Here is a 15925-nt window from a genome sequence, read left to right as displayed (position 1 = left end):
CACCTTTCATCGCTCTCATGCTGCAAGGACATCCTGCTGACAGCTGCGGGCATGCAGCACGTGCTGCTGAGGGAGAACTGCCGGAGTCTGCAGATCGCCGTTTCCGGTGCGTCCGTCCTCCGCCCGTTGCGGCTATATGTCGACGCAATCCTTCAGCCGCAGCACCTCAAGTTCCATGTCGCTGCCCTTCAGTTCCTGAACGACATCAATGATTGCCGCCGCGTGTCAGCTGCTTGCTTTCCGCCGGAACACCGCGGAGCGCGTCTGCGTATTGTACTGCAGGCTTTGGATGGCTCGCTCGCGGGAGCATCTCATCAGGAGGTCGCCATTGCCTTGTTCGGGAGACGCCGTGTCGAAGAAGATTGGCGTCATCCAGGCGGCCATCTTCGCGATCAGGTACGCCGCGCCATCCAACGTGGCCGCTTCCTGATGGGCGGCGGCTACAGACAGTTCCTGAGGTAATTGGGGTGGTTGCGATTGTCTTATCCGAACGCGCAACCTCCATTTCTCACTGCAATGGTGCGTTGCACAAAACGTGGCAAGCGCCTAGTTCTTCCGCGGCGAATCGGGTTTCGGCGAAACACCGGGACCCAGCTTCGTCGATAAGTGCATTCATGACCTGAGGACCCCGATGACCGTTATGAACTCCGACAAAGCCGGCGCTGCAAGCCTTGAGACAATCGCGCGAAACGGCAGCATGCTGCGTCGCATAGCCGTACGCATTCCGACCTACCTGTCGGATATTCGCGAAAATCCGGCGTGGCTGCCCATGTTCATGTTGGCGCGCACCATGCCGGCACGGAGAATGCACTGGCGTGGTGCAAAGCCGGTCCGAAGGCCGCAAAGAGCCCAGGACACGATGTTTGCCGGTGTCAATTGCCACGACGTTGTCGACGCGCTGCGGATGGATGGGCTTTTTCCCGGCCTTGTCCTGCCTGCAATGGTGGCTGAAGATGTAGCCGCATTCGCAAGGTGCACACCTTGTTTCGGCAATTTCGATCGCCGACTCGAATTCATGCCGGCGGAGCATGCGGAGGCTGAGGCGCGATTTGGCCGTCCGTTGCTCAGCGGCCATTATTTCGAGCGCATTCTGGGCTGTAAGTCGGCCGTTGCCATCCAAAACGATCCGCTGCTCATGGATATCGCCGCGCACTATCTCGGCGGCCAGGCGACGCTGATCACGACGCGTGTCTGGTGGAGCTTCCCGACCGGCCAGGCGTCGGACGCCGACAAGAACCTGGCTTCGCTCGGCAAATACCATTTCGACCTGGACGACTGGCGGATGCTGAAGTTCTTTTTCTATCTAGTGCCCGTCGACGAGGGGACCGGCCCGCATATCTATGTTCGCGGCAGCCATGATCGCCGCGCCCTCAAGCACCAATTTACGCTTGTCGTCGGCCATCCAGCGCAAGAGATTCTGGACGTCTACGGCAAGCAGAGTCCGGTCACGCTGACCGGCAAGGCCGGTTTCGGTTTCGTCGAGGATCCGTTCGGGTTCCATATGGGCACCGTGCCGTCGCACAGGCCACGGCTGATGATGGAAGTTGGCTTCGGCGTTTCTCCTCCATCGCGCCGCCGCTTCCATGGCGAGCCTGTGATCCGCTGATTTCGAAAAGTCCCGAAACAGCCTTCCCGTTGTGAGGCAAGATAAGGCTATGCGGCTGGCGCAATGAGTCTCGCCATTGCTCCAGCTTCCTCGAGATCGCCTGCCGCGCGAAGCCTCAGATGCTCTTCGAAAACCTCCTCTACGGACCGAGTCATCTCGGGTCTCCTTTGGAGTCACCGGAAGGTGGTGCACAGCCGTATCGTGCTTCGCAATCCTGAACGACTGCGAGGGGCGGTTTGTTCCTCGCGTGGCGCATGCAGCGGTGCCGGCATGACAGCTTCGTCTTGGATCCCGATGCTCGGCAACGTCGGCGGTGAAGTCTCTGTCTAGGCGGCTTACCCGGACATGACTCCAATGCAGGAAATCGACCATCTCCTGTTCGAGCACATTCGTTGGCGATCACCGTCGCGGCGCTACGGACGCCGCGGCGCCTGCGGTCAATGCAGTTTGCCGACTAGCCGAGCGTATTCGGCTTCAGCCCTGCCATATGACCCATCTGCCAGCGCAATTAGACGCGCGCGATCAAGAATGACTACCTCTCCTCGCCTTGAGCGTATCAGACCTTGGCCCTCCAAGGTTTGCAGCGCTATGGTGACGCCGGGCCGCCTGACACCGAGCATAACTGATAAGAACTCGTGCGTAATCGCAAAGCTGTTCCCCTCGACGCGATCATCACACATCACCAGCCATCTTGAGAGCCTATCGACGATGTTCATCCGGGCATTGCTGAGCGCGGTGAAGCTTGCCTGGAGGTGAAAGTAGTGAACGTAGCGGAGCAGAAAACTTCGCAGGGTTGGGCTTGTCAAAAGCGCCTTGGTGAAGAGGCCCGCGTCGATAACAAAGGCTCGGGCTTCTAATTGGACGTAACAATCGTGCGTTGACCGGTCATCGCCCATGATAAGCGCTGAGCCGGTCATACCCTCACAACCTATGATTCCGATCTCAGCTTCAATACCAGGCCGCAGTTCGCCCACCACTGACCCGAGACCGCTCTCGAAGAAGTACACGGTTCTGATTGGAGACCCCGCCACTTCGAGATGCGTCTTCAGTCCAAGGGAGACGCTTTCCAAATGAGGTTGCAGCAAGGCCAAATCTGCCGAGCACATTCGAAGCAGCAGCGAATTGCGATAGATGGAATTTTGGCCTGTGTCGCATTGCGCGGCAGTGTGAGTTTGTGAACTGGAATCTGTCATAGCTCCCTCTCCCTATTGGGGCGGAAGCATGTTGATCGCTCACAGCCGACGGACGCCCTTAGAGTTGCCGTCGATGGCACACTGTACGCCTGCGGACCGCGGATGTCCCATTTTAACTGCGTTGATCGGCGCCAGCCAGGGTTTGGCGCACCCGCTCTAACGCCGCATTCAAATGCTCCAGAAATTCGTCATCGCTTTTGGTCGCCAAGCCGACTTGTCGAGCGCGAGTTACAATGCGCTCCTGGAGTGAAACCGCTGTCTCGTAGTGGTCGACGATCATCTGAAATGAAGCGCTCATTGGGGCGGATTCAAAGAGCTGTGCCATTGTGGCAATGTAGTTCCACGATGATGAGAGTCCATGCGGCCGCCGCTTGGGTAACAATCGTACAATATACCCAAGACTGGCCGCGCTCTTTGGTTAGCCTCCAGTAGCCTTGCGAGGCGCAGCTTCTCGTCGCCCTTCTCCTCGTGACCCGGCCGACCAGTCCCGGCTTCAGCCATTCCGCCTTGTCCTTCTTATGCTCCTTCGGGACCGGGACGCCGACCTCGCCCTGCACACGATCCCATAGCGTTTGCCTCTTGTCGGCCTTGAAGGCTAACATCGCCCGCCCTTGTAGGACCGCTTTTCAGCCATGATCACCTCGGGGCGCTGAACGAAGCGCGTGCTTGTCGACTCTGTCGGTCGTCGCAGACGCTTACGGAGGCCTCACCGAAGAGGGCGATGCGCACTCCGGCTCGACGACGGCTGTCGCAAATCAGACTGCTGTGGGATGCACCACCATCGATCGGTACTAGGATTCTCAACCTCGGCAATAAGCTCCTCTGTACAGCAAGCGACCTTCCTGCCTAGCAATACCAAAAGTCAAACCCCGCCGCAGATGCATATCCCTGGCAGCACGCGTCGGTCTTTGGCCACGCATCTGCCAAACCGAAATCAAGTAGCCCGCCAGCGCGCGACCCTCAACGCGATCTTGATCATTGCAGTCGGGCAATAACTCATCTCTTTGGAGCTTGGTGGTGATATATAGGCGCCCAAGCCAGCGCTAATATTGCATGGAGCTAAAATGCCCGCTAAGATTTCTTGGGTGTTAGCTGGCGGGTATTTGATGGGGTTTGGTCGTCTAGGCGCGGTCGCTCTGGTTCTGGCGTTATTCATCAGCAGCGCTCATGGCCAAGAATCCTGCGACCCTAACTACACAGGCGCCTGTGTTCCAATCGCCAGCGATGTCGACTGTTCCTCCGGAAAGGGCAATGGTCCCGCATACGTACACGGGCCGGTCTCTGTCGTAGGCACCGATATCTATGATCTTGACCGAGACGGCGACGGAATAGGTTGCGAAAACGGCTAGAGGAGGCAAGTCGCCCTCCAACTTCATGACGGCACCAGCCCATCCGCTGTTGATGGTAACGGTCATCTCCGAGTTGAGGGTGAGCAACGTTCCCAGCCATTTGCATCAAATATTAGGACCTCGTAAATGCGACTTATGGCGACTCTGCGGTACGACGGTCGAACACCGTCCACGTCTCATCCGTCTCCTGCCATACGTTTGTCAGTTGGTAGCTGATTGTAGAATGTGCCAGTAACTGGGGATGCTCATCGCGTTCCACATGCGCGAGCCCTGATGCGCGTCAGTTATTTTTACTCTCCGAGAACCACTGGCCCGGGCGATGTTTCTCCGAGAAGAACAAAGAGGTAGATGGTTCCGGCATGGTCCCACCAATGCTTTCCCCTTGTGAACGGCATCCAAACTTTTCGGCGGGCTTGAACAGCGGCCGCCTTTGGCGGCTGTCGTAGGGCTGATGATAGACTCCATTCCAGCTCTTTCTAATGTGTCGTCCGAACAGTGAACGAAAGTAGAACATGTAATTCAAGCGCGAATTGACCGTGAGAGGGATGAGCTCCAATTTGGGTCATGCCTGACGCTGCTGGAAGACGAAATTGCGGTGGCGACTGGAAGCTCAGCGATGCCCCAAATGAAATTGGGCAGCTGGTGCTGTCCGCTGCGGCGCTATGACGTCAGACGATGGTATCTGCCGAATGACCTGGGAATCTTCGGGGACGTCGAGGCCGGTCGTGGTCGGAAGCAAACTGAGTTGCAGGCGGTGCTGTAGGAACGAGTATATGCAAGCTGAGACGCCTGTCGCCGTCTCCGCGTTCCAGGCCGACGTTCTCCTCGTTCCGAGGCTTGGTGAGCGATACGGGTGCGCCTGAGTGTCAATGGCGCATTTAGCAACGGCCTGGTACACGATTCACCGCCCTGCGAGCTGATCGAACTGGCTTGGTCGATTGCATCGTAATAGCGCCGCCCACCAGGAAAGATTTTTCTATCGTTTGCGGTTGGGGTCGCATGACGCGATTGTCGGACGCAACAAGCCAGCTTGGCAATAGGCAGAGGCTGTCCACACTGTACTCCCTAGTGCCCAATCCATACCTAACGAGACCGCCATGCCGTCACCTCCAGATTTCACCGACGATTTTCGCTCCGGGCTGATCACGCTGCTGCGCTGGCGCAGGGATGTGCGGCGCTTCGAGCCAACGGCTCTGCCAGAGGGTACGCTGGAACGCCTGCTCGAGCTCGCCAGCATTGCGCCCTCCGTTGGCCTCAGCCAGCCCTGGCGCTTCGTAGTGGTCGAGAGCCTCAAGCGGCGCACTGCCGTGAGAGACTGCTTCGAGCGCTGCAATGCCGAGGCGCTCACGCGCTTTTCGGGAGAGCGCGCCGCACTCTATGCCCGGCTGAAGCTTGCCGGGCTCGACGAGGCGCCCTGTCAATTCGCGGTCTTCGCCGACCACACGACCCGACAAGGCCATGGGCTCGGTCGCATGACCATGGCGGCGACCATCGACTATTCGGCCGTCATGGCAGTGCACACACTGTGGGTGGCGGCGCGGGCGGAGGGCATCGGCATGGGCTGGGTGTCGATCCTCGATGCGACCGAGATGGCCCAAATTCTCGACACGCCGCCCGAATGGACGCTGATCGGCTATTTCTGCCTCGGCTATGCCAGCGAGGAGCACGACATGCCGACCTTGGAACGCGAATGCTGGGAACATCGGCGGCCGCCGGTGGTGATCAGGCGGTAGTGGGGCTGCCTATCATTCGCCTCTTCCGTGGCGATGAGCTTGACGCAGATCGGGTCGCCCTTCGCCACGTTGCCATTCCGACCGAAGCCGAGGTTCGTGTTCTTGCAAAGGCTAGGAAAGAGCAGCATGACAAGCGCGACCGCAGCGAAGATGGCGCTTGCGACAACCGGGCTGAAGCCGGGCTTGGAGGTGGTCGACCTCTGTTGCGGGGCGGCTGTGCCGATCGCCACAATCGCCCGCCATGTCGTCGCACTACGCCGACCAGCTGGAGGCCGCGCAGCGCCGGCTGACCGGCGCCGGCGCGACCAATTGCGAATTCGTCGCCGGCTATGCGCTATGAACTCGCTACTCTGGTGGTGTCACGCCCCGTCGACTTCGTCTTCACGGCCAACGCCTTCGACGGCGTCCCGGACCGACCGCGGCTGGCACGTGCCGTGCGCGAGGCGCTCGCCCCCGGCGGACATTTTGTTATCGTCAACTGACACCGGCAGCCGCGCGAGACGACGACGGTCCTGAAGCGAACTCAGGCTGTCGCCAAGACAGACCATCGCCGATGCCCAAGTCGGCGGCACAATGCTCCTACCCGCAGGCCCGTCGTCCGTCCACTGTCCAAGGCCTCCCGGCCTTTCTGAGGCCGTGATCCTGCCGCGGGTGTGAGTTTGCGATCCTCATAAGAGCGTCAGGCGCGAATAGAAGTTTGGGTCGTGGCCCCACAGCGGCCGACCTATCCATCGGGTGGATGGTAGTTATCACAACAATCAATTTTACCAATATTATGGATTACTACTACAAGGCCGCCACTTAAAGCGGCCGGACGGGTATCCGTCTCGCGTGGGCTGGTGCTGCCCGCAAAGATGCGGAGACGAACATGTGCGGGATTGTTGGCATCGTTGGGCAACAGCCGGTGTCGGATCGGTTGATCGGCGCGTTGAAGGGTTTGGAATATCGCGGCTATGATTCCGCCGGCGTTGCGACGATCATCGAGGGTGCCTTGCACCGCCGGCGCGCCGAGGGCAAGCTCGTCAATCTCGAGACGCGACTGAAGGAAGAGCCGCTGAGCGGCAACGTCGGCATCGGCCACACGCGTTGGGCAACCCACGGGGCCTCGACCGAACGCAATGCGCACCCGCACTTTAGCGACGGTGTCGCCGTAGTCCATAACGGCATCATCGAGAATTTCACCGAGCTGAAGGACGAATTGGCGGCGGATGGCGCCGAGTTCCAGACCGACACCGACACAGAGGTCGTTGGGCATCTCTTGGCAAGATACCGCCGAGAGGGCATGAGGCCGCAAGAGGCCACGCGTGCCATGCTGAAACGCGTCAAGGGCGCCTATGCGCTTGCCATCCTCTTCGAAGATGAACCGACGACCATCACGGCGGCGCGCAACGGACCACCGCTCGCGATCGGTCACGGCGACGGCGAGATGTTCCTGGGCTCCGACGCGATCGCCCTTGCTCCTTTCACCAATGAAATTACCTATCTCATCGACGGCGACTGGGCCCTCGTCGGCAATTCGGGCGCCCATATCTTCGATATCGACGGCCGTCCCGTCGAGCGTCCGCGCCATATCTCCACGGCCGCGGCCGATCTGGCCAACAAGGGCAACCATCGCCACTTCATGGAGAAGGAGATTTACGAGCAGCCCGAGGTCATCGCCCATGCTCTCCGTCATTACATTAACATCATAGACAGTCGCGACATGGTTCCTGGCATTGATTTCGCCAAGGTCCCGAGCTTGGCGATCTCTGCCTGCGGGACCGCCTATTTCGCCGGACTGATCGGAAAATACTGGTTCGAGCGCTATGCGCGCCTGACGGTTGAAATCGACGTTGCGTCCGAATTCCGTTACCGCGAGATCCCGTTGCCGCCGCAGTCGGCGGCTCTTTTCATCTCGCAGTCCGGCGAAACCGCCGATACGCTTGCGTCATTGAGGTACTGCAAGGAGCGTGGGCTGAAAATTGGCGCTATCGTCAATGCCTGCGAATCGACCATCGCTCGGGAGGCCGATACGGTTTTCCCGATCCTTGCCGGACCGGAGATCGGCGTCGCCTCTACCAAGGCTTTTACCTGCCAGCTTGCCGTTCTAGCAGCACTCGCCATCGGCGCGGCCAGAGCCCGCGGGACCGTCCCCGAAGACGAGCTGCAGGGGCTCGTCAGGAGCCTCGCCGAATTGCCGCGCGTGATGGCCCACGTACTCGAGAGCATCCAGCCGGAAATCGAGTTCTTGTCGCGCGAACTGTCAAAGTGTCGTGACGTCCTGTATCTCGGCCGTGGCACCAGTTTCCCGCTAGCGATGGAAGGTGCGCTGAAGCTCAAGGAGATTTCCTACATCCATGCCGAGGGCTATGCAGCGGGTGAATTGAAGCACGGGCCGATCGCATTGATAGACGAGAACATGCCAGTGATCGTCATCGCGCCCCATGACCGTCTTTTCGACAAGACCGTTTCCAACATGCAGGAAGTGGCTGCCCGTGGAGGGCGGATTATCCTCATCACCGATGAAAAAGGGGCAGCCGTATCGAAACTCGAAACCATGCACACGCTCGTACTGCCGGTTGTCGACGAGATTATCGCGCCAATGATCTTCTCGCTCCCGATACAGCTTCTAGCCTACCACACGGCGCTCTTCATGGGGACGGATGTAGACCAGCCGCGCAATCTCGCAAAATCGGTCACGGTCGAATGATTGTGAACCTGTACAGGTGGCGATGCGCCTCCAGGAAAGCGGTACCCCTTGTCTGGATCCGAAGCCCGGATCAAACCAGATGACCATTGTTTGCTGCAATTGCGAAACTCGGTAGCGGTTACGAGCGGGTCTTTCGCTGCCTCGCCGGTGGAGATTGCCGAAGATGGCAGTGTCCGTGCCGAAAGTTCGAGTTGCTGTTCAAGAAAGCCATCGGCGAGAATGGTCCACGAAGGATCGCAGGTCGCATGCGCTACGCCGACCAGGCTCTCAGCACGGGTAGCCTTGATACTTGATCAGAAGCAGGTGAGCCGCCATATTCCGGCCCGGCCAGTTCAGCGGCCCATCCCATGCATGAGGCCGGTTCGGCCGAATGGACGACCATTTTTTTTATTTGCTAGGTGTGCGCCGCGGGGAGGAATCTCCGAGGGAGCTCCCAGTTCTTGGAGATGTTTATGAAGGATTCGCGCATTCCCGAACCAGTCTTGACGGCTATGTCCCAGGGAACCCACATCGTCCGCGCTTATCGCGAGCACCTTGGATATTCGATCGACGACCTGGCGGTCGCGTGCGGGCTGGCCGCTGAGGAAATCCAAAACATCGAGCGAGGTCTGAGGTACAGCAAGGGCTATCGGGATCGGATAGCGAAATCGCTTTCCATACCTGTGGGAATTCTTGAGTCGGAGTTGGACATTTCGGACGCCGCCTGATCAGTCGGATGATCTGCAATGGGTGGACTAGCTGTTGTGATGTGAAGCTTGCGGCTGATGTCGACCCTTGATTCGATTGGATGCGAATGCCTTCTGGCGCAGCTCGCCGAACAACAAAGCGATATAGCCGCCCGGAGTGCTACGAAACGTGCACGACGGCATCGGCTCGCGACGAAGGATTGTAACGGCGAACTCTTCCTAGTTCGGCAAGGCGATGCTGGCTTGAGCATCAACTCGGCCTACGGGCTGAATCGTCCAACATGGCGAGTCGCGCCGCTCTGAAATTAACATGGCGGGCATCCTGACGTTTCCGGGTTGACTATGGGCGTTCGAACCACGAAAAGGGGCCGCTCTTCGTGAGTGGCGTGCGCCGGCAGTCTGACCCCCAAGCCCCCCGCCCAGGCTGCCGGCGCGCTTCTAGAAAGATCGAAGTAGGCACTCGCTTGCGCTCTGCCCGCTCACACCTTGTGGTTCCTCCTGCGGGTCCAGCGGACCACCATGGGTGTCGCCAGTTCTGGTGGTTACGCGCGTCCATTTGCGATCTCGTTCGGTGAGTGCACCGCAAGCACCCTCTCTGCTAGCCTGAAAAATTCATGGGGGTTGGTGGATGTGGCGCAAGCCTTGAAATGACGTAGGATTTGGTTGCTTAAGCCGATCCGAAATTTCCCGGAGACCACACCCACCATGAACGATCTTGCGCTGCCGCTGAGCGGTTTGTCATCAGTCGGCGGCAAGTCCGTCGTCGCCCGTTTCGACGGCGGCATGCTGTCGTCCAACAGCGGCGTTCTGGCCTTGGCCGAGGTGGAAAAGCGGTTGCGGGTGGCCGAGCGTCTGGCGCGTTGCATCGACGATCCGCGCTGCCCGGACCAGGTCGTCCACAGCCTGGCGGACATGATCGGCTTTCGCATGAAGATGATCGCCGCGGGCTACGAGGACGGCAACGACGCCAACCGGCTGCACCGCGATCCGGTCTTCAAGATGGCCCAGGATGCGCTGCCGTCGGGTCGGGATCTGGCGTCGAAATCGACGCTGTGCCGGCTGGAGTACCTACCCGGCGTGCGGGAGTTGGTCGATGGGACGGGCGATGGTCGATCTCTATTGCGCCTCGTTCCGGCAGGTGCCGAAGCGGATCGTACTCGACATTGACGACACCTTCGACGCTGTGCACGGAGGCCAACAGCTTCGCCTGTTCAATGCCCACCATGACGAGTACGGCTTCCAGCCGATCGTCGTGTTCGATGGTGCGGGACGGTTCGTCAGCGCGATCCTGCGACCGGCCAAGCGGCCGAGTGGGGCTGAGATCCGCCCCCACCTGCGCCGTCTGGTGCGGGCGATCCGGATCAACTGGCCGAACATTCGAATCCTGCTCCGCGGCGATAGCCATTATTGCAACCCGCAGGTCATCGACTGGTGCCGCGCCAACGACGTCGACTTCATCTTTGGCCTCGCGCCCACCACGACCCTGCGCAAGCATGTCGCGGATCTGGAGGCCAGCACGACGGCACGCTTGGAAGCGTCGGCCAAGACAGGCAAGGTCCGCAGGTTCAAGGAGTTCGTTGACGGCGCCCGCGGCGCGGCCGGGCCGGCAGCACTCAGGCGGCTATAACGGGCGCAGAGCCGACCCTGAGGCTTCCAGACATTGTCGTGTACAGCTTCAGACCCTCAAGCCGAGCCCGCAGGGCCTCGCTTACCTTTTACGGGGCGGCGGTACGTCCAAGCCGCTTCAACAGTTAAGAATTTCGCAAAGACGATACCCCCGGATCGTCGAGCTTCCGCTGCCACTTCCCGCATTCGCCGAGGCGGTCAATGACCCGCCCTTCACAATAGTTATCTGGCAAGCATCTGGATGCGAGAGATAATGTTGCCGGAGGCATCTCTCATGGCTTCTACACCTGCCTGAACGCCAGAACCGCGTTCGTGCCGCCAAAGGCGAAGGAGTTGCTCAGTGCCACGCGCACCTTGCGCTCGCGTGCCACATTGGGCGTGACGTCGAGATCGCAATCGGGGTCCAGCTCACGATAATTGGCAGTCGGCGGCACGACGCTCTCGCGGATAGCCATCACGCAGGCGATCAACTCGAGCGCGCCGGACGCGCCGAGGCAATGCGCGTGCATGGACTTGGTAGAAGAAATGGACATTGAGAAGGCGTGCTGACCGAAGACTCGCTTGATCGCCGCCGTCTCGATCTGGTCGTTGGCCTTTGTGCCGGTGCCGTGCGCGTTGAGATAGTCGACATCCTCGGCGTCCAGCCTGGCATCGGCAAGGCAGGCCCGCATTGCTGCCTCCGGCCCCTCGACAGTCGGCGCGACGATGTCGGACGCATCGGCGGAAAGGCCGGCACCGGCAATTTCGGCAAGGATGGTGGCGCCCCGAGCCAGGGCATGCTCGTAGCTTTCCAGCACCGCCATGCCGGCGCCTTCACCAAGCGATAGGCCCTGGCGATCGGCCGAGAATGGCCGGCAAGCATCGGGCGAAAGCACGCGGATCGCTTCCCATGCCTTCAGCACACCCCATATGAGCGGCGCTTCGCTGCCGCCGGCAAGCATCACGTCGGCCCGGCCGTGCCTGATCTGGTCCACCGCGCAGGCAATCGCATGGTTTGCCGAGGAACAGGCGGACGTGACGCCGAAGACCGGCCCGCGCAGGCCGAGACTCATGCTGACCTGGCCGGCAGCGGCACCCGGCATCGCCTTGGGTACAGTCAAGAGAGCGGCACGCTTACCGCCCAGCAGGATGGCGCGGTAGGTTTGCTCGATCGCATCCCACCCGCAGCCGCCAACGCCCACCGTCGCACCGAAGCGATAGCTATTTCCCTCTTTGGAGGAAAGTCCGGCCTGACGCATGGCTTCGCGCGCCGCAAGAACAGCGAGCAGGCTGAAGCGGTCCATGGAGATGAGTTGCTTGCGGTCGATGTCATGCTCCGGCAGCGCTTTGATCTCGGCACCAATCCTGACCCTCAATTCATGGAGCTCGGAGTTGACGATTGGGCCGATGGCGGAGCGGCCTTCTCGCATCTCTGTCCAAATGGCGGCGGTGTTGGTCCCAAGCCCGCAAATCCCGCCAATCCCAGTAATCACGACGCGCCTGTCCATTCACACCCCCGTAGCGAGCAAGCTGCGCACGGCTTCCACCATGTCCCCAACATTCTGGAGATCCGACCATGCCTCGGCCGTATTCATCTCGATCTCGATGCCGTAGGCCTGCTCCAGGTCCCAGAGAACGTCCGCCAATCCCAGTGAATCGATACCGAGCGAAGTCAGTCTCGTGGCAGCCGTTATCTCGCCGCCTGTGGCAGGCGCTATGCCGCCCTCCGACGCGGCGCGCTTCTTGATCATGGCGATTATTTCGTTGGCGAGTTGATCTGCCATCTTGTTCCTTTCCAGCTTGCGTTTTCGGCGTCGTTCAAAACCCGAGTCGCGTCGCGTTGCCAAAATTGCCCCTCATGGAGCCCTGTGCGCCGACCAAGCCCAATGCCCATAGGAACCGGACGAGTTCCGGCTTCTGCGGCGTCAGCCCGATGACGAAGAAAAGTCGCCGGCCTCCCGCTTTTGCGCCAGCACATCAAGAATCTGCGTGTAAATGGATAGGAACCGTCGTCAAACGTCAGCTAAACGCTGCGACGGTGGGTGCTGTCAGCGTATTCACTCGGCACCTCATATGTAATCGAGATGTTTCATAGCTCCGGACCAGTTGCGATCAACTATTGTACCGGTCCGCCATTCGTCGGAGAGTTCGACATGATCGGAGCGCTGCCTCTCATTTCCAGTACAATCTCCACCGCACGCGACAGATTTCCTCTTTCGGGCTCTTCTCAAGGGACTCGCCACGCGATAGGGGCAGTGATCGGCGCACTTGAGATCCTGCCAGGTCCATGCGACATTCCGGAAAATTGGTAAAATCCTTTGTTTCAATCAAATTCATCCACGCTATGGATAGCTAAGACATGCGTTTCAAAGGGCTCGATCTGAATCTTCTCGTCGTTCTCGACGCGCTGCTGAGCGAGCGCAGCCTCACGGCGGCGGCACGCCGCATCAACCTAGCCAAATTCATGGGGGTTGGTGGATGTGGCGCAAGCCCGTTGAAATGACGTAGGATTTGGTTGCTTAAGCCGATCCGAACCATTTCCCGAGAACACACCCACCATGAACGATCTTGCGCTGCCGCTGAGCGGTTTGTCATCAGTCGGCGGCAAGTCCGTCGTCGCCCGTTTCGACGGCGGCATGCTGTCGTCCAACAGCGGCGTTCTGGCCTTGGCCGAGGTGGAAAAGCGGTTGCGGATGGCCGAGCGTCTGCCGCGTTGCATCGACGATCCGCGCTGCCCGGACCAGGTCGTCCACAGCCTGGCGGACATGATCGGCTTTCGCATGAAGATGATCGCCGCCGGCTACGAGGACGGCAACGACGCCAACCGGCTGCGCCGCGCTCTCGACACCTTCGACGCTGTGCACGGAGGCCAACAGCTTCGCCTGTTCAATGCCCACCATAACGAGTACGGCTTCCAGCCGGATCGTCGTGTTGGTGCGGGACGGTTCGTCAGCGCGATCCTGCGACCGGCCAAGCGGCCGAGTGGGGCTGAGATCCGCCCCCACCTGCGCCGTCTGGTGCGGGCGATCCGGATCAACTGGCCGAACATTCGTATCCTGCTCCGCGGCGATAGCCATTATTGCAACCCGCAGGTCATCGACTGGTGCCGCGCCAACGACGTCGACTTCATCTTTAGCCTCGCGTCCACCACGACCCTGCGCAAGCATGTCGCGGATCTGGATGCCAGCACGACGGCGCGCTTCGAAGCGTCGGCCAAGACAGGCAAGGTCCGCAGGTTCAAGGAGTTCGTTGACGGCGCCGCTAGTTGGAGCCGCGTCGAGCGCATCATCGCGCGGGTCGAGGTCGGCGCCCACGGTGGCGATATCCGCTTCGTCGTCACCAACCTTGCCGGTGGGAAGGCCAAGGCGCTCTACGAGGATGTCTACTGCCGGCGCGGCGCGGCCGAGAACCACATCGTGGAAGACGCATCTTGCCGCCGACCGCACATCCTGCACCAGAGCGACGGCCAACCAGTTCCGGCTATTCCTGCATGCCGGTGCTTACTGGTTGATGTGGGGCTTGCGGGCCGCGATGCCGAGGCGCTCGAGCTTTGCCGTCGCCCAATTCGACACGCTGCGATTGCGCCTCATCAAAATCGCTGCGCGGGTGGTCGAGATGAAATCGCAAATCCGCCTGCACCTGCCGACATCGTGCCCCGACCAGCGCATCCTGCGCATCGTCCTCGATCGCATCCCCCAACTCGCGACATAACGATGGGCGCAGGCGCCCGAAACGAACCCGCCGACCGCAACCTGTAAACCCCCGCCTGCCATCACGACGGATCATCGCCGGCACCCGACGAGGCTTGTCAAAATGCACAGGGCGGCCAGATCGCCGATGCAGGCCGCCGAAAGCTCATCGCCGTGCATCAAGGCGGCTAGATGGCAACGAGGCTTATGCCGCCCGTGCATCGCAGCTCCATAGGCATGAGGGGTCGTCGCTTCAAAATACTTGATACATTTGCGCTTGCGTAGCTCCTTGCATGCGCGCTATGCCAGGAGGAGACCTCTGTCTAAACGCTCGCATCGATGCAACGCCGTTGACACCATCATCGCGGCGACCGCTTTGCCACGGCCGCCGCAGCCCTTTTCGAGCATCACGATCATGCCGGCGCCATCGCAGTGATGCACATGCAAATTCAGAGATGCACTTGGCCATATGCTAGGTGCCCAGCATATGTCCGGCATCCCGCAACGCCGCTACGAAAAGACGGGCATTGCCGTTGGCATCCATCTTGGCCTGCATCGACAGGGGCATCCTGTGCCAGCTCTCCAAGGCCGCAATGTAATGTGAGAACATACCGTTAACGATGCAATAGTGGGTAACTAGGCCGTGTCCGTCTAACGCCAGCACGCCGAATTGGCCGCCGTGATATCGGATGGCTGCGACCCGCTGGACCTGCGCGTCACCGTCGATCCGAACGTCGAAAAGCAGGCTGCCGCGGCTCCTGGTGGCTATCTCGGCGGCTTTTTCAGCGAAGCTCAACGAGAGCGAGCGGACGCTTTCGACTGCCATCTGTAAAACCATCAAGTTCAGTTCATCCACTGCCATGAGGTACCTGTGCGCAAGACATGGGTGATTGCAATCGACCACACCGCTTGTTCACAGATGTCGGCTCACGACCGGTTATTCAGGGTTCGCCGGTCATCCATTGAGGGCGTGCTCATCAAAATGCTCCTGAAGTGGAATGCGCTGCTTCTACGAAACGCAAGGAGCAGGCCAGCCAAGCTGTCGCGACAATTGACCTCATAATCCACCCCAATATCTGGATTTCGGCATCGCTGAACATCCCTGATTAGTGAGCTGTTTGCGGCAAGCCCATCTCGGCTTTGTACCCCGAAACCGTTGCACCGGCGTCGCTCGGCGCTCGGGACCGCCAGGCTCTGCTCGTCGAGAACTTTGTCCCCGAGAAGCGTTCGACTCTGAGCATTCCGCTCAAGGGTGACGTCTCGTCCGTGTCCTTGCAGCTCACCGCGAAGGCTTTTTGCGCATCGCACGCAAGCGCACGAATTGGTCTCCGTTCACTTCACAAAATGGTTTTCCTGAAGTACTTGAGCGCAGAGA

At 60.1% G+C, this 15925-nt stretch carries 12 protein-coding genes and 4 pseudogenes; 10 read left to right on the top strand and 6 right to left on the bottom strand.

Annotated elements, in window-relative coordinates; all coding sequences use genetic code 11:
• Positions 1-51 precede the first annotated feature (51 nt).
• Positions 52-462 (top strand): DUF2285 domain-containing protein, encoded by a 411-nt coding sequence (locus NKI35_RS23060; protein ID WP_023808079.1) that lies wholly within the window; start codon positions 52-54, stop codon positions 460-462.
• A 169-nt stretch (positions 463-631) separates the two neighbouring features.
• The gene (locus tag NKI35_RS23055) at positions 632-1606 is read left to right on the top strand and encodes a hypothetical protein (RefSeq protein WP_023708080.1); all 975 of its coding nucleotides are present in this window, start codon (positions 632-634) and stop codon (positions 1604-1606) included.
• A gap of 437 nt (positions 1607-2043) precedes the next feature.
• Here NKI35_RS23055 and NKI35_RS23050 read toward each other — a convergent pair whose 3' ends face one another.
• The 3 genes from NKI35_RS23050 to NKI35_RS23040 all read right to left on the bottom strand — a co-directional run bounded on the left by NKI35_RS23050 (position 2044) and on the right by NKI35_RS23040 (position 4214).
• On the bottom strand, positions 2044-2799 hold the full coding sequence (locus NKI35_RS23050) for a Crp/Fnr family transcriptional regulator (protein ID WP_286456141.1): 756 nt from the start codon (positions 2797-2799) through the stop codon (positions 2044-2046).
• A 112-nt stretch (positions 2800-2911) separates the two neighbouring features.
• A complete protein-coding gene (locus NKI35_RS23045) occupies positions 2912-3124 on the bottom strand; it encodes a hypothetical protein (protein ID WP_155921670.1) in 213 nt (70 codons plus the stop codon).
• A gap of 823 nt (positions 3125-3947) precedes the next feature.
• Positions 3948-4214, bottom strand: coding sequence for a hypothetical protein (locus NKI35_RS23040; RefSeq protein ID WP_352741562.1), 267 nt, complete (start codon positions 4212-4214; stop codon positions 3948-3950).
• A 1031-nt stretch (positions 4215-5245) separates the two neighbouring features.
• On the opposite strand from NKI35_RS23040, the gene bluB reads away from it, so the two are divergent.
• The 6 genes and pseudogenes from bluB to NKI35_RS23010 all read left to right on the top strand — a co-directional run.
• Positions 5246-5881 carry a 5,6-dimethylbenzimidazole synthase gene (bluB, locus tag NKI35_RS23035; RefSeq protein WP_023808081.1) on the top strand — a complete coding sequence of 212 codons (636 nt, stop codon included), beginning with the start codon at positions 5246-5248 and terminating at the stop codon, positions 5879-5881.
• 329 nt (positions 5882-6210) lie between these two features.
• Positions 6211-6363 carry a class I SAM-dependent methyltransferase gene (locus NKI35_RS23030; RefSeq protein WP_023807044.1) on the top strand — a complete coding sequence of 51 codons (153 nt, stop codon included), beginning with the start codon at positions 6211-6213 and terminating at the stop codon, positions 6361-6363.
• A gap of 386 nt (positions 6364-6749) precedes the next feature.
• Positions 6750-8570 (top strand): glutamine--fructose-6-phosphate transaminase (isomerizing), encoded by a 1821-nt coding sequence (glmS, locus tag NKI35_RS23025; RefSeq protein WP_352741561.1) that lies wholly within the window; start codon positions 6750-6752, stop codon positions 8568-8570.
• Positions 8571-9022: 452 nt separating this feature from the next.
• Positions 9023-9277: a helix-turn-helix domain-containing protein gene (locus NKI35_RS23020; protein WP_031197535.1), complete on the top strand. Its 255-nt coding sequence runs from the start codon at positions 9023-9025 to the stop codon at positions 9275-9277.
• A 684-nt stretch (positions 9278-9961) separates the two neighbouring features.
• Positions 9962-10844 (top strand): annotated as a pseudogene (locus NKI35_RS23015) (IS1380 family transposase); the annotation flags it as partial.
• 168 nt (positions 10845-11012) lie between these two features.
• Positions 11013-11177 (top strand): annotated as a pseudogene (locus NKI35_RS23010) (LysR family transcriptional regulator); the annotation flags it as partial.
• Here NKI35_RS23010 and NKI35_RS23005 read toward each other — a convergent pair.
• Together NKI35_RS23005 and NKI35_RS23000 are read right to left on the bottom strand one after the other, a co-directional pair.
• A complete protein-coding gene (locus tag NKI35_RS23005) occupies positions 11164-12369 on the bottom strand; it encodes a beta-ketoacyl-[acyl-carrier-protein] synthase family protein (RefSeq protein ID WP_023808085.1) in 1206 nt (401 codons plus the stop codon). The pseudogene NKI35_RS23010 and the gene NKI35_RS23005 sit on opposite strands and share 14 nt — an antisense overlap.
• Entirely contained in the window at positions 12370-12645 is a 276-nt protein-coding gene (locus NKI35_RS23000) for an acyl carrier protein (RefSeq protein WP_031206078.1), read from the bottom strand.
• A 575-nt stretch (positions 12646-13220) separates the two neighbouring features.
• Between NKI35_RS23000 and NKI35_RS22995 the strand changes: the two are divergent.
• Together NKI35_RS22995 and NKI35_RS22990 are read left to right on the top strand one after the other, a co-directional pair.
• Positions 13221-13322 (top strand): annotated as a pseudogene (locus tag NKI35_RS22995) (LysR family transcriptional regulator); the annotation flags it as partial.
• Positions 13323-13419: 97 nt separating this feature from the next.
• A pseudogene (locus NKI35_RS22990) lies at positions 13420-14572 on the top strand (IS1380 family transposase).
• A gap of 450 nt (positions 14573-15022) precedes the next feature.
• Here the strand turns inward: NKI35_RS22990 and NKI35_RS22985 are convergent.
• Positions 15023-15412 carry a hypothetical protein gene (locus NKI35_RS22985; protein ID WP_023747260.1) on the bottom strand — a complete coding sequence of 130 codons (390 nt, stop codon included), beginning with the start codon at positions 15410-15412 and terminating at the stop codon, positions 15023-15025.
• Between the last annotated feature and the right edge of the window lie 513 nt (positions 15413-15925).

Origin of the sequence: Mesorhizobium sp. M0676, from assembly GCF_040320535.1 — a bacterium.
Taxonomy (GTDB): Bacteria; Pseudomonadota; Alphaproteobacteria; order Rhizobiales; family Rhizobiaceae; genus Mesorhizobium.
Note: the sequence above shows the minus strand (reverse complement) of the source record. Positions and strands in the feature narration are given on the sequence as shown.

Coding starts and splice junctions, on each gene's coding strand:
- NKI35_RS23060 (WP_023808079.1), top strand. CDS start 52: ATGCAGCACGTGCTGCTGAGGGAGAACTGCCGGAGTCTGCAGATCGCC.
- NKI35_RS23055 (WP_023708080.1), top strand. CDS start 632: ATGACCGTTATGAACTCCGACAAAGCCGGCGCTGCAAGCCTTGAGACA.
- NKI35_RS23050 (WP_286456141.1), bottom strand. CDS start 2,799: ATGACAGATTCCAGTTCACAAACTCACACTGCCGCGCAATGCGACACA.
- NKI35_RS23045 (WP_155921670.1), bottom strand. CDS start 3,124: ATGGCACAGCTCTTTGAATCCGCCCCAATGAGCGCTTCATTTCAGATG.
- NKI35_RS23040 (WP_352741562.1), bottom strand. CDS start 4,214: ATGACCGTTACCATCAACAGCGGATGGGCTGGTGCCGTCATGAAGTTG.
- bluB (WP_023808081.1), top strand. CDS start 5,246: ATGCCGTCACCTCCAGATTTCACCGACGATTTTCGCTCCGGGCTGATC.
- NKI35_RS23030 (WP_023807044.1), top strand. CDS start 6,211: ATGCGCTATGAACTCGCTACTCTGGTGGTGTCACGCCCCGTCGACTTC.
- glmS (WP_352741561.1), top strand. CDS start 6,750: ATGTGCGGGATTGTTGGCATCGTTGGGCAACAGCCGGTGTCGGATCGG.
- NKI35_RS23020 (WP_031197535.1), top strand. CDS start 9,023: ATGAAGGATTCGCGCATTCCCGAACCAGTCTTGACGGCTATGTCCCAG.
- NKI35_RS23005 (WP_023808085.1), bottom strand. CDS start 12,369: ATGGACAGGCGCGTCGTGATTACTGGGATTGGCGGGATTTGCGGGCTT.
- NKI35_RS23000 (WP_031206078.1), bottom strand. CDS start 12,645: ATGGCAGATCAACTCGCCAACGAAATAATCGCCATGATCAAGAAGCGC.
- NKI35_RS22985 (WP_023747260.1), bottom strand. CDS start 15,412: ATGGCAGTGGATGAACTGAACTTGATGGTTTTACAGATGGCAGTCGAA.